At 70.6% G+C, this 12,975-nt stretch carries 14 protein-coding genes; 12 read left to right on the top strand and 2 right to left on the bottom strand.

Annotation, left to right across the window (positions count from 1 at the left end):
* Positions 1 to 140: 140 nt before the first annotated feature.
* Positions 141 to 968, bottom strand: a complete 828-nt coding sequence (locus tag SK095_RS18325) for a thermonuclease family protein (protein WP_320547084.1) — start codon at positions 966 to 968, stop codon at positions 141 to 143.
* A gap of 3 nt (positions 969 to 971) precedes the next feature.
* Complete coding sequence (gene rpmE, locus SK095_RS18320) at positions 972 to 1,190, bottom strand: 50S ribosomal protein L31 (protein WP_136491095.1); 219 nt, start codon at positions 1,188 to 1,190, stop codon at positions 972 to 974.
* Between the two features lie 200 nt (positions 1,191 to 1,390).
* On the opposite strand from rpmE, the gene SK095_RS18315 reads away from it, so the two are divergent.
* From SK095_RS18315 to tatA, 12 genes are all read left to right on the top strand, one after another.
* A complete protein-coding gene (locus SK095_RS18315) occupies positions 1,391 to 3,610 on the top strand; it encodes a primosomal protein N' (RefSeq protein ID WP_320547083.1) in 2,220 nt (739 codons plus the stop codon).
* Positions 3,611 to 3,706: 96 nt separating this feature from the next.
* A complete protein-coding gene (gene argS / locus SK095_RS18310) occupies positions 3,707 to 5,446 on the top strand; it encodes an arginine--tRNA ligase (RefSeq protein WP_320547082.1) in 1,740 nt (579 codons plus the stop codon).
* Between the two features lie 4 nt (positions 5,447 to 5,450).
* Positions 5,451 to 6,224: an SPOR domain-containing protein gene (locus SK095_RS18305; RefSeq protein ID WP_320547081.1), complete on the top strand. Its 774-nt coding sequence runs from the start codon at positions 5,451 to 5,453 to the stop codon at positions 6,222 to 6,224.
* Between the two features lie 118 nt (positions 6,225 to 6,342).
* Positions 6,343 to 6,873, top strand: a complete 531-nt coding sequence (hslV, locus tag SK095_RS18300) for an ATP-dependent protease subunit HslV (protein ID WP_090349625.1) — start codon at positions 6,343 to 6,345, stop codon at positions 6,871 to 6,873.
* Positions 6,874 to 6,896: 23 nt separating this feature from the next.
* Complete coding sequence (hslU, locus tag SK095_RS18295; RefSeq protein WP_136491613.1) at positions 6,897 to 8,237, top strand: HslU--HslV peptidase ATPase subunit; 1,341 nt, start codon at positions 6,897 to 6,899, stop codon at positions 8,235 to 8,237.
* Positions 8,238 to 8,361: 124 nt separating this feature from the next.
* On the top strand, positions 8,362 to 8,733 hold the full coding sequence (locus tag SK095_RS18290) for a DUF971 domain-containing protein (protein WP_320547080.1): 372 nt from the start codon (positions 8,362 to 8,364) through the stop codon (positions 8,731 to 8,733).
* A gap of 175 nt (positions 8,734 to 8,908) precedes the next feature.
* Complete coding sequence (gene ubiE / locus SK095_RS18285) at positions 8,909 to 9,679, top strand: bifunctional demethylmenaquinone methyltransferase/2-methoxy-6-polyprenyl-1,4-benzoquinol methylase UbiE (RefSeq protein ID WP_136491611.1); 771 nt, start codon at positions 8,909 to 8,911, stop codon at positions 9,677 to 9,679.
* Positions 9,679 to 10,293 carry an SCP2 domain-containing protein gene (locus SK095_RS18280; protein ID WP_136491610.1) on the top strand — a complete coding sequence of 205 codons (615 nt, stop codon included), beginning with the start codon at positions 9,679 to 9,681 and terminating at the stop codon, positions 10,291 to 10,293. The genes ubiE and SK095_RS18280 overlap by 1 nt, the downstream gene beginning before the upstream one ends.
* A gap of 4 nt (positions 10,294 to 10,297) precedes the next feature.
* The gene (gene ubiB, locus SK095_RS18275) at positions 10,298 to 11,878 is read left to right on the top strand and encodes a ubiquinone biosynthesis regulatory protein kinase UbiB (RefSeq protein ID WP_136491609.1); all 1,581 of its coding nucleotides are present in this window, start codon (positions 10,298 to 10,300) and stop codon (positions 11,876 to 11,878) included.
* Positions 11,879 to 11,954: 76 nt separating this feature from the next.
* The gene (gene hisI / locus SK095_RS18270; protein WP_136491608.1) at positions 11,955 to 12,359 is read left to right on the top strand and encodes a phosphoribosyl-AMP cyclohydrolase; all 405 of its coding nucleotides are present in this window, start codon (positions 11,955 to 11,957) and stop codon (positions 12,357 to 12,359) included.
* Positions 12,352 to 12,699 (top strand): phosphoribosyl-ATP diphosphatase, encoded by a 348-nt coding sequence (locus SK095_RS18265; RefSeq protein WP_136491607.1) that lies wholly within the window; start codon positions 12,352 to 12,354, stop codon positions 12,697 to 12,699. Before hisI ends, SK095_RS18265 begins: the two co-directional genes overlap by 8 nt.
* Positions 12,700 to 12,726: 27 nt before the next feature.
* Positions 12,727 to 12,966, top strand: coding sequence for a twin-arginine translocase TatA/TatE family subunit (gene tatA, locus SK095_RS18260; protein ID WP_090349633.1), 240 nt, complete (start codon positions 12,727 to 12,729; stop codon positions 12,964 to 12,966).
* Positions 12,967 to 12,975 lie beyond the last annotated feature (9 nt).

Here is a 12,975-nt window from a genome sequence, read left to right as displayed (position 1 = left end):
GGATCCCGAGCATACGGCAAGAGCGCGAAGCCCCACAAGAGCATCACCGCAGAGCCTCGAAGCCGCCTGTCAAGGGCCACTTTCGGCCAGCCCCGCAGCCACCTCGCCGGCCCGCCCCGGCGCTGCCCGGGCCCACCTTTTCAGCGCCGCTCGAGCATCGCCGGATGGGTGAGCGGCAACAGCCAGCGCGCCTGCCCCTGCCCGGATGAGCCGCGCCGGCGGCGCTCGATCACCCAGCCACGCGCCTCGACCATCTGTCCCCGCAGCTTCCACAGGGCACGCTCGTCGAACTGCGCCAGCACGCTCGGGGCAACCTGCAGCACCAGGTCGCCCTCCAGCTCCAGCCAGACTCCGCCGCGGTTGCGCTCGATCCGCTCCACCCGCCCGCGCACCAGGGCAAAGCCGGCGCGGCGCAGCTGCGCCGCCTCGATCAGCGGACTGCGCCGCCACACTCCCCGGCCGCCCGCACGGGCTCCCGCCTCGGCGGCGAACTGGCACTGCGCCAGCGCGGTGTTCGGCGCCAGCGCCACGGCGAAGCCGAGACCGGCGGCGAGCTGCTGTGCCTCCCAGTTGCGCCCGTCACGACCGAAGGCATGCGCCAGGAGACGGCCGTAGCGATCGCGCCCCTGCACGCCGGAGACCAAGGCAACCTGCCCACCGCTGGCGGCGACCAGACGCTCGAGATGACGGGTCGCCGCCTCGGCGAACGGCTCGGGTGGGCGGCCATCGCGGCCCCGCTCCGGTGCGTTGAGGCCGATCAGGCGCACGCTGCGGCCATCGCCCAGGCGCAGGGTATCGCCGTCCACCACCCGCACCACCGACGCCTCGCGCAGCGGCCCCGGCGCCCGGCAGCCATCGGCCCGGGCGCCGGGCGGCGCCAGGACAAAAGCGGCACAAACAAAAAAGGCGCCCCAGAGGGACGCCTTTTTGGTGGCTGCGGGAAACGCCTGGCGAGCCCCGCTGCGCATCGCTTACTTCTTGGTGGAACCGAAGCCGGCGAAACGCTGCTTGAAGCGGTCGATGCGGCCGCCGGTGTCCAGCACCTTCTGCTTGCCGGTGTAGAACGGGTGGCACTCGGAGCAGACGTCGAGGCTCAGGTCCTTGCACAGGGTGGAACGGGTCTTGACCACGTTGCCGCAGCTGCAGGTCGCGGTGACTTCTTCGTACGCGGGATGGATTTCCGGTTTCATCTATGGATCCTCAGGGGTGGTGTGCCGCCACCCGACACCATGCCGGGCACCGCACGAGGTAATTCACCGGGGCAGCCAGGCCACCCGGAAAAATAGGGCGGCATGATAACAGACGCCCTATCCGATGCAAGCATCCGGCCGTCACGGCGGCGCAGTGCCTGCGTGCTAAGATCGCCGGCCTTCGCCTGCGGAGCCCCTGCGTGACCCTGCCCATCCTGCGCCTCGCCCTGCCCTCGCCGCTGCGCCGCCTGTTCGACTACCGCGCGCCCACCGATTGCGACCCGACCCTGCTCGTGCCCGGCGTACGCCTGCGCGTGCCGTTCGGCCGCCGCGAGCTGGTCGGCGTACTGGTGGAGAAAGTCGCCCACAGCGAGGTACCCGAGGAACGCCTGCGCGCAGCCGTCGCCCTGCTCGACCGCCGCCCGGTGCTGCCGCCGGCGCTGCTCGAGCTGTGCCGCTGGACCGCCAGCTACTACCAGCACAGCCTCGGCGACACCTTCAGCTGGGCGCTGCCCAACCTGCTGCGCCAGGGCGAATCGGCCGAGCGCGGCGAGGAACGCATCTGGCAGGCCGCGGCCGGCGCCCGTCTCGACGACCCGCGCCTGACCCGCGCGCCGCGCCAGCGTCAGGCGCTGGCCACCCTGGCCCAGCACCCGCACGGCATCAACCAGAGCCTGCTGGAGCAGTTCGGGCTGTCGCGCGACAGCCTCAAGCTGCTGCACGACAAGGGCCTGGTCGAGGTGATCCGCCGCCGCCCGAGCATTCCCGAGCACCACGGCGCCTGGCTGCTGCAGCCGGAGCTGGCGCTCAACGCCGAGCAGCGCAGCGCCTTCGAGGCGGTGCGCGCAGGCGCAGGACGCTTCCACCCCTGCCTGCTGGCCGGGGTCACCGGCAGCGGCAAGACCGAGGTCTACCTGCAGCTGATCCGCGAGACGCTGGAGGCCGGCAAGCAGGCGCTGGTGCTGATCCCGGAGATCAACCTCGGCCCGCAGACCCTCGAGCGCTTCGCCCGCCGCTTCAACGCGCGGATCGCCCTGCTGCACTCGGGACTGACCGACCGTGAGCGCCTGGAAGCCTGGCAGGCTGCCCGCGAGGGCCACGCGCAGATCGTCATCGGCACCCGCTCGGCGCTGTTCACCCCGCTCAGGTCGCCGGGGCTGATCATCGTCGACGAGGAGCACGACGCCTCCTATAAACAGCAGGAAGGTCTGCGCTACCACGCCCGCGACCTGGCAGTGATGCGCGCGCGCCTGGAGCGGGTGCCGCTGCTGCTCGGCTCGGCCACGCCGTCGCTGGAAAGCCTGCACAACGCCGAGCAGGGCCGCTACGCCCTGCTGCGCCTGAACCAGCGCGCCGGCGGCGCCCGCCAGCCGCGCTTCGAGCGCCTCGACGTGCGCAGCCGGCCGCTGGACAGCGGCCTCTCGCCGCCGCTGCAGCGGCTGATCGGCGAGACCCTGGCCGCCGGCCAGCAGGTGCTGGTGTTCCTCAACCGCCGCGGCTTCGCCCCCACCCTGCTGTGCCACGACTGCGGCTGGATGGCCAAGTGCCCGCGCTGCGACGCGCGCCTGACCGTCCACCAGCGCTCCGGCGAGCTGCGCTGCCACCACTGCGACCACCGCCAGCGCCCGCCGGCTGCCTGCCCGCAGTGCCAGCACGTCGACCTGCGCCCGGTCGGCGTCGGCACCGAACGCAGCGAGGAACGTCTGCGCATCCTGTTCCCCGACTACCCGATCCTGCGCGTCGACCGCGACAGCACCGCGCGCAAGGGCGCCATGGAGCAGCTGTTCGCCACCATCGTCCGCGGCGAGCCGTGCATCCTGGTCGGCACCCAGATGCTCGCCAAGGGCCACCACTTCCCGCGGGTCACCCTGGTCGCCATCCTCGATGCCGACGGCGGGCTGTTCAGCGCCGACTTTCGCGCCAGCGAGCGCATGGCCCAGCTGATCGTCCAGGTCGCCGGCCGCGCCGGGCGCGCCGAGGCGCCGGGACGGGTGCTGATCCAGACCCACCTGGCCGACCACCCGCTGCTGGTGCAGCTCACCGAGCAGGGCTACTTCGCCTTCGCCGCCCAGGCGCTCAGCGAACGCCGCGCCGCCGGCCTGCCGCCGTTCAGCCACCTGGCCCTGCTGCGCGCCGACGCCCACCAGATGGCGCAGGCCGAGGCCTTCCTCGACCAGGCCGCCAATCTGGCCGAGCAGCGCCTGGCGGACAGCGGCGAGACCGCCGTGCAGGTGCTCGGCCCGGTGCCGGCGCCGATGGAGCGCCGCGCCGGCCGCCACCGCGCCCAGCTGCTGCTGCAGGCCCCCGGCCGCGCCGCCCTGCACCGCCTGCTCGGCCCCTGGCTGCTCGACCTTGAGAGCCTGCCGGGCAACCGCCAGGTACGCTGGTCGCTGGACGTCGATCCGATCGACCTGTTCTGATCCGGTGGCGGTTGGCAAGCCCCGACGGGCTACGGATAATGTACGGTTTTCGAGCAGCGCCCCGGCGCCCACGCACCCGGCCTGAAGAGCACACCGATGAAAGACAGCATTCGCCACCTGATCCAGCAAGCCCTGACCCGCCTGACCGCCGAAGGCGTGCTGCCGGAGGGACTGACCCCGGCGATCCAGGTGGAGAACACCCGGGACAAGACCCACGGCGACTTCGCCAGCAACATCGCCATGATGCTGGCCAAGCCGGCCGGGATGAAACCGCGCGACCTGGCCGAGAAGCTGATCGCCGCGCTGCCGGTCGATGCCGCCATCAGCAAGGTGGAGATCGCCGGCCCCGGCTTCCTCAACTTCTTCCAGAACAGCGCCGCCCTGGCCGAGCGCCTGGAGGCCGCGCTGGCCGACGCGCAGCTCGGCGTGCGCAAGAGCGGCGCCGCCCAGCGCGTGGTGGTCGACCTGTCCTCGCCGAACCTGGCCAAGGAGATGCACGTCGGCCACCTGCGCTCGACCATCATCGGCGACGCCGTGGCCCGCGTGCTGGAGTTCCTCGGCGATACCGTGATCCGCCAGAACCACGTCGGCGACTGGGGCACCCAGTTCGGCATGCTGCTGGCCTACCTCGAGGAGAACCCGGCCGCCGCCGAGAGCGAGCTGGCCGACCTCGAACAGTTCTACCGCGCGGCGAAGAAGCGCTTCGACGACAGCGCCGAGTTCGCCGACCGCGCCCGCGCCCTGGTGGTCAGGCTGCAGGCCGGCGATGCCGAGTGCCTGCGCCTGTGGCAGCGTTTCAACGACGTCTCCCTGTCCCACTGCCAGGCGGTCTACGACCGCCTCGGCGTCAAGCTGAGCCCCGCCGACGTGCGCGGCGAGAGCGCCTACAACGCCGACCTGCCGACCATCGTCGCCGAGCTGCAGGCCAAGGGCCTGCTGACCGAGAGCGACGGCGCGCAGTGCGTGTTCATGGACGAGTTCAGGAACGCCGAGGGCAACCCGCTGCCGGTGATCGTGCAGAAGGCCGGCGGCGGCTACCTGTACGCCACCACCGACCTGGCCGCCATGCGCTACCGCAGCCAGACCATCAAGGCCGACCGCGCCCTGTACTTCGTCGACCAGCGCCAGGCCCTGCACTTCCAGATGGTCTTCGAGGTCGCGCGCCGCGCCGGCTTCGTCCACGAAGGCATGGACCTCGAGCACATGGGCTTCGGCACCATGAACGGCGCCGACGGCCGCCCGTTCAAGACCCGCGACGGCGGCACCGTCAAGCTGATCGACCTGCTCGACGAGGCCGAGCAGCGCGCCTACGCCCTGGTCAAGGCCAAGAACCCCGAGCTGGACGAGGCCGAGCTGCGAGGAATCGCCCAGGCCGTCGGCATCGGCGCGGTCAAGTACGCCGACCTGTCCAAGCACCGCACCAGCGACTACAGCTTCAACTTCGAGCTGATGCTCAGTTTCGAGGGCAACACCGCGCCCTACCTGCTGTACGCCTACACCCGCGTCGCCAGCATCTTCCGCAAGCTGGGCAAGGGCATCGACGAGATCGGCGGGCAGATCGACCTGCAGGCCGAGCAGGAGCAGGCGCTGGCTGCCAAGCTGGCGCAGTTCGGCGAGGTGCTCAACAGCGTCGGAGCCAAGGGTGTGCCGCACGTCCTGTGCAGCTACCTGTACGAACTGGCCGGGCTGTTCTCCAGCTTCTACGAGAACAGCCCGATCCTCGCCGCCGAGGACCCGGCGGTGCAGCAGAGCCGCCTGCGCCTGGCCGCGCTGACCGGCCGCACCCTCAAGCAGGGCCTCGAGCTGCTCGGCCTGACCACCCTGGAGCGCATGTAAGCCCATGTCCGACAGCAAGAAGGAGGCGCCACGCGGCGCCAGCCGCACGCCACCGCCGTCGACTCGCCAGCCGGTACCCGGCTGGATCTGGCTGGCGTGCGGCGCGGCGATCGGCGGCTTCCTGGTGTTCCTCGCCCAGCTCGAGCCGAAGCGCGACGAGGCCAGGCGTGCGCCGGCGGAGGCCGCCGCCAAGCCGGTTGCGCCTACGGCGCCGCAGCGCCCCAGGTTCGAGTTCTACGAGGAGCTGACCAAGGCCTCGCCGGCCCCCCTGCCCGGCGAGCAACCGACTCCCGAGCAGGTCCAGGCCGCCGAGGCCGCCCGCGCCCAGGCGCTGCTGGAGGGTCGCACCCCGCCGCCGCGCCTGGTGGTCGCGCCGCAGCCGGCGCCCGCCCCCGCACCGACGCCGGCCCCCGTCACCGCGGCGCTGAGCGCCGCGCCGAGCCCGGCACGGCCCGCTGCGGCACCGGCGCAGGTGCAGAGTCCGCCCCCGGCCGCCAGGCCCGCCGCGACGCCGCCGCCCGCCGCCAGGCCGGCCACGGAGCCCGTCAGCCGCTACTACCTGCAGGCCGGCTCCTTCGCCAGCCGCGACCAGGCGGAAAGCGCCCGCGCCAAGCTGATCCTGCTCGGCCAGGATGCGCGCATCGAGTCCGGTCAGGTCGGCGGCAAGACCTGGCACCGCGTGGTGGTCGGCCCGTTCGGCAACCGCCAGCAGGCCGACGGCGCCAAGCAGCAGCTCGGCGCCAATGGCGTCGGCAGCGTGGTGCAGCAGCGCCGCTGATCCGCCTTTCGCCGCCCGCACTCGACCAAGGTCGGGCGGGCGGTTGAAAAGCGCATCGCCCTCCCCCATATCCCCCTGCATCCCGGACGTCCGCGTCCAGCTGCAGGAGATCGCTCCCTTGACCACCATCGTTTCAGTCCGCCGCAACGGCAAAGTCGTCATGGGCGGCGACGGCCAGGTATCCCTCGGCAACACCGTGATGAAAGGCAACGCCAAGAAGGTGCGCCGCCTGTACCACGGCCAGGTGCTGGCCGGCTTCGCCGGCGCCACCGCCGACGCCTTCACCCTGTTCGAGCGCTTCGAGGGCCAGTTGGAGAAGCACCAGGGCCACCTGATCCGCGCCGCCGTCGAGCTGGCCAAGGACTGGCGTACCGACCGTTCGCTGAGCCGCCTGGAAGCCATGCTGGCGGTGGCCAACAAGGATGCCTCGCTGATCATCACCGGCAACGGCGACGTGGTCGAACCCGAGCACGGCCTGATCGCCATGGGCTCCGGCGGCGGCTTCGCCCAGGCAGCGGCCATGGCCCTGCTGCAGAAGACCGAGCTGTCCGCCCGCGAGATCACCGAGACCGCGCTGAACATCGCCGGCTCCATCTGCGTGTTCACCAACCAGAATCTGACCATCGAGGAAGAAGACTGCGCCCAGTGAGCGCGTCTTCCGGAGCCCCACCCATGTCCATGACGCCCCGCGAGATCGTCCACGAACTCAACCGCCACATCGTCGGCCAGGACGACGCCAAGCGCGCCGTCGCCATCGCCCTGCGCAACCGCTGGCGGCGCATGCAGCTGCCCGCCGAGCTGCGCGCCGAGGTGACGCCGAAGAACATCCTGATGATCGGCCCGACCGGCGTCGGCAAGACCGAGATCGCCCGCCGCCTGGCCAAGCTGGCCAACGCCCCGTTCATCAAGGTCGAGGCGACCAAGTTCACCGAGGTCGGCTACGTCGGCCGCGACGTTGAGTCGATCGTCCGCGATCTGGCCGACGCCGCGCTGAAGATGCTCCGCGAGCAGGAAGTGCAGAAGATGCGCTTCCGCGCCGAGGACGCCGCCGAGGAGCGCATCCTCGACGCCCTGCTGCCGCCGGCACGCAGCGGCTTCGGCGACGAGCCGGCCCCGCGCGAGGACTCCAGCACCCGCCAGCTGTTCCGCAAGCGCCTGCGCGAAGGCCAGCTGGACGACAAGGAGATCGACATCGAGGTGGCCGACGCCCCGGCCGGCGTGGAGATCATGACCCCGCCGGGCATGGAGGAGATGACCAGCCAGCTGCAGAACCTGTTCTCCGGTCTCTCCAAGGGCAAGAAGAAGACCCGCAAGCTCAAGGTCGCCGAGGCGCTGAAGATGGTCCGCGACGAGGAGGCCGCGCGCCTGGTCAACGAGGAGGAACTCAAGGCCCGCGCCCTCGAGGCGGTCGAGCAGCACGGCATCGTGTTCATCGACGAGATCGACAAGATCGCCAAGCGCGGCAACGTCAGCGGCGCCGACGTGTCCCGCGAGGGCGTGCAGCGCGACCTGCTGCCGCTGATCGAGGGCTGCACGGTCAACACCAAGCTGGGCATGGTCAAGACCGACCACATCCTGTTCATCGCCTCCGGCGCCTTCCACCTGGCCAAGCCCAGCGACCTGGTGCCCGAGCTGCAGGGCCGCCTGCCGATCCGCGTCGAGCTCAAGGCGCTGAGTCCGCAGGACTTCGAGCGCATCCTCACCGAGCCGCACGCCTCGCTGACCGAGCAGTACTGCGCGCTGATGAAGACCGAGGGCCTGGACATCGCCTTCGCCGCCGACGGCATCCAGCGCCTGGCCGAGATCGCCTGGCAGGTCAACGAGAAGACCGAGAACATCGGCGCGCGCCGCCTGCACACCCTGCTCGAGCGCCTGCTCGAGGAAGTGTCGTTCAGCGCCGGCGACCTGGCCGCCGACCACAGCGGCCGGCCGATCGTGATCGACGCCGCCTACGTCAACGGCCACCTCGGCGAACTGGCGCAGGACGAGGATCTGTCGCGCTATATCCTGTAAGCCGACACCGGGTGGGCAACGCTACGCGCGTGCCCACCGCTCGGCGTAGGGTGCGCCATGCGCACCATGCCGTGCCGCGGTGCGCATGGCGCACCCTACGACCACCCCGCAGAGACCTGCTGCAATGCCCATCCCCACTGCCATCAAGCTGCACAAGGCGTCGAAGACCCTCGAGCTGCACTTCGGCGACCAGCAGTACCGCCTGAGCGCCGAATTCCTGCGCGTGCACTCGCCGTCGGCCGAGGTGCAGGGTCACGGCAACCCCATCCTGCAATACGGCAAGCTCAACGTCGGCTTCAAGGGTGCCGAGCCGGCCGGCCAGTACGCCCTCAAGCTGGTGTTCGACGACGGCCACGACAGCGGCCTGTACACCTGGGACTACCTGTACCAGTTGGCCACCCGCCAGGAGCAGCTGTGGGCCGACTACCTCGCCGCACTGACCGCCGCCGGCAGGTCGCGCGACCCCGACGAATCCGTGGTCAAGCTGATGCTCTGAATAGCCGCCCGGTGCGCACCGCGCACCCTACGCGGGCGCCTGCCGTAGGGTGCGCCGTGCGCACCGCACTCCAGCAGCGCCGAGACAAACTGCCACAGCCCCTGGCAGGCAGCGTCAAGACAAAGCCCGGCGCGGCGATTAGAATGGCCGCCACATTTTTTCAGGTGACTGCGACATGAGCGATCCGCGCAAGCCCGACTCCGCCGAGCCCTCCACCCACTTCGGTTACCAGAGCGTGCCGGAAAGCCAGAAGGCGCAGAAGGTGGCCGAGGTGTTCCACTCGGTGGCCGCCAAGTACGACCTGATGAACGACGTGCTGTCCGGCGGCATGCACCGCCTGTGGAAGCGCTTCACCATCGAGCTGTCCGGCGTGCGTCCGGGCAACCGCGTGCTCGACATCGCCGGCGGCACCGGCGACCTGACCCGCCAGTTCTCGCGCCTGGTCGGCCCGACCGGCGAGGTGGTGCTGGCCGACATCAACGACTCGATGCTCAAGGTCGGCCGCGACAAGCTGCTCGACTGCGGTGTGGCCGGCAACGTCAGGTTCGTCCAGGCCGACGCCGAGAAGCTGCCGTTCCCCGACAACCACTTCGACGTGGTCACCATCGCCTTCGGCCTGCGCAACGTCACCCACAAGGAGGACGCCCTGCGCTCCATGCTGCGCGTGCTCAAGCCCGGCGGCCGCCTGCTGGTGCTGGAGTTCTCCAAGCCGGCCAGCGCCCTGCTCGGCAAGGCCTACGACGCCTACTCGTTCGCCTTCATGCCACTGGCCGGCAAGCTGATCACCAACGACGCCGACAGCTACCGCTACCTGGCCGAGTCGATCCGTATGCACCCCGACCAGGAAACCCTCAAGGGCATGATGGTCGACGCCGGCTTCGACCTGGTCACCTACCACAACATGACCGGCGGCATCGTCGCCCTGCACCGCGGCATCAAGCCCTGATGCTGCCGCTCGCGCTGCTCGCCGGCGTCGAGGCCGGCCTCAACCGCGTGCTGGCGCTGGACGCCACCGCCGGCCCGCGCCTGGCCGCACTGGAAGGCCGGGTGATCGCCGTCGACTGCACGGCACCGGCGCTGCGCCTGTACCTGCTGCCCGGCAGCGACGGCCTGCGCCTGGCCGGCCACTGGGAGGCCGTCCCCGACTGCACCCTGCGCGCTCCGGCCAGCCGCCTGCTGCAGCTGGCCGTGCGCCGCGACAAGACCGCCGTGCTGCACGCGCCCGACGTCGAGCTGGACGGCCACAGCGCCTGCCTGCTCGATCTGGCGGCGATCCTCCAGGATCTCGAACTGGACTGGGAAGGCGCGCTGGCCGAGTGGCTCGGCCCGCTCGGCGCCGTGGCCCTGGCCCGCCCGCTGCATGGCGCCGCCGCCTGGAGCGGCGACGCCCTGGCCAGCCTGCGCCTGGATCTCGCCGACTGGCTGGCCGAGGAGGCCCGTCCGCTGGTCGGCCGCCGCGAGGCCGAGGCGCGCTTCGCCGAACTGGACGACCTCACCCTCGCCCTCGACCGTCTCGAGGCGCGCAGCGAGCGCCTTGCCCGCCGCCTGGAAACCGACTGACCGCATGAAGCTGCTCGCCCTGCGCCGCCTGATCCGCATCCAGCGCACCGCCGTGCGCTACCAGCTCGACGAGCTGCTGCTCGACCTGCCGCTGCCCTGGTGGCTGCGCAGCCTGCTGCGCGCCATGCCCTGGCGCTGGCTGCCGCGCGCCCCCATCCAGATGTCGCGCGGCGAGCGCCTGCGCCGCAGCCTGGAAGACCTCGGCCCGGTGTTCATCAAGTTCGGCCAGCTGCTGTCCACCCGCCGCGACCTGCTGCCGCCGGACATCGCCGACGAGCTGGCGCGCCTGCAGGACCAGGTGCCGCCCTTCCCGCCCGAGCAGGCGGTGGCGCTGATCGAGCAGCAGCTCGGCGCGCGCATCGACCAGGTGTTCAGCCGCTTCGAGCGCCAGCCGCTGGCCTCGGCCTCGGTGGCCCAGGTGCACGCCGCCCAGCTGCGCACGGGCGAGGACGTGGTGGTCAAGGTGGTGCGCCCGGGCCTCGAGCCGGTGATCCGCCAGGACATGGCCTGGCTGTTCGTGCTGGCCAAGATCGCCGAACGCGCTTCCGCCGACGCCCGCCGCCTGCGCCCGGTGGAGGTGGTCAGCGACTACGAGCGGACCATCTTCGACGAACTCGACCTGATGCGCGAGGCGGCCAACGGCACCCAGCTGCGGCGCAACTTCGACGGCTCGCCCATGCTCTACGTGCCGCAGGTGTACTGGGACTGGTGCCGGCCCAAGGTGCTGGTCATGGAGCGCATCTACGGCATCCCGGTCACCGACCTGGCCGCCCTGCGCGACCAGCACACCGACATGAAGAAGCTGGCCGAGCGCGGCGTGGAGATCTTCTTCACCCAGGTGTTCCGCGACAGCTTCTTCCACGCCGACATGCACCCCGGCAACATCTTCGTCAGCACCCGCACGCCGCACGATCCGCAGTACATCGCCATCGACTGCGGGATCATCGGCAGCCTGACCGCCGAGGACCAGGACTACCTGGCGCGCAACCTCCTGGCCTTCTTCAAGCGCGACTACCGCAAGGTGGCGCAGCTGCACATCGACTCCGGCTGGGTGCCGGCCGACACCCCGGTCAACGACTTCGAGGCGGCGATCCGCACCGTGTGCGAGCCGGTGTTCGAGAAGCCGCTCAAGGACATCTCCTTCGGCCAGGTGCTGCTGCGCCTGTTCCAGACCGCGCGGCGCTTCAACATGGAGGTGCAGCCGCAGCTGGTGCTGCTGCAGAAGACCCTGCTCAACATCGAGGGCCTCGGCCGCCAGCTGTATCCGGATCTCGACCTGTGGAGCACCGCCAAGCCGTTCCTCGAGCGCTGGATGCGCCAGCGCATGAGTCCGCTGCAGCTGCTGCGCAACCTGCAGAGCCAGGCCGAGCAGGTGCCGCAGCTGGCCAAGAAGACCCGGCAGGCGCTCGATCGCCTCGGCCAGGGCGGCGCGGCCGCCGCCCCGGCGCGCAGCCCCTGGCTGGAGCGCCTGCTCGGCGCGGTGCTGCTGCTCGGCGCCGCCAGCCAGGGCCTGGCGCCGAGCATGCAGACCTGGCCGGCCTGGGCGATGCTCGCCGGCGGCCTATACCTGATCCTGCGCCGATAGCCAGCGCGCGGCAGCACTGGCAAACTGACCGAATTGTTAACCGGCGCCCCGTGCGCCCCGGACAAGCGAACACGCAATGAGCAACTGGCTGGACGAAATTCACTGGAACGCCGACGGGCTGGTCCCGGCGATTGCCCAGGACCACAAGACCGGACGCATCCTGATGATGGCCTGGATGAACCGCGAATCCCTGCAGCTGACCGTCGACGAGGGCCGCGCCATCTACTGGTCGCGCTCGCGCAGCAAGCTGTGGCGCAAGGGCGAGGAGTCCGGCCACGTGCAGAAGCTGCACGAACTGCGCCTGGACTGCGACGCCGACGTCATCGTCCTGCAGGTCGAGCAGCTCGGCGGCATCGCCTGCCACACCGGCCGCGAGAGCTGCTTCTACCGCGTCTACGAGAACGGCGCGTGGAAGACCGTCGATGCGGTCCTCAAGGACCCGCACGCCATCTACGAACACAAGGGCCACAGCCATGAGTGAAGCCAGCAGCAACGACACCCTCGCCCGCCTGGCCGAGGTGCTGGAGGCGCGCAAGGGCGCCGCGCCGGACAGCTCCTACGTGGCCAGCCTGTACCACAAGGGCCTGAACAAGATTCTGGAGAAAGTCGGCGAGGAATCGGTGGAAACCATCCTCGCCGCCAAGGACGCCGCCACCAGCGGCGACTGCAGCGACCTGATCTACGAGACCGCCGACCTGTGGTTCCACTCCCTGGTCATGCTCGCCGCCCTCGGTCAGCACCCGCAGGCGGTACTCGACGAGCTGGACCGCCGCTTCGGCCTCTCCGGGCACGCCGAGAAGGCCGCCCGCTCGCAATCCTGACTTCCAACCCAATTCGGAGATTCCATCATGGGACTCGGCGGCATCAGCATCTGGCAACTCCTGATCATCCTGCTCATCGTGGTCATGCTGTTCGGCACCAAGCGCCTCAAGACGCTCGGCTCGGACGTCGGCGAAGCGATCAAGGGCTTCCGCAAGTCGGTGAACGCCGGCGAGGAAGAACCCGCCAAGCCGCAGGTGGACGAGCCCAAGGGCCACACCATCCAGGGCGAAGTGCGCAAGGTCGACGAACCGGCGAAGAAGGACTGACGCACCCGC

Source organism: Pseudomonas sp. AN-1, assembly GCF_034057115.1.
Lineage (GTDB): Bacteria > Pseudomonadota > Gammaproteobacteria > Pseudomonadales > Pseudomonadaceae > Geopseudomonas.
The sequence above is the reverse complement of the archived record's forward strand: the minus strand, read 5'-3'. Positions and strand labels throughout refer to the sequence as shown.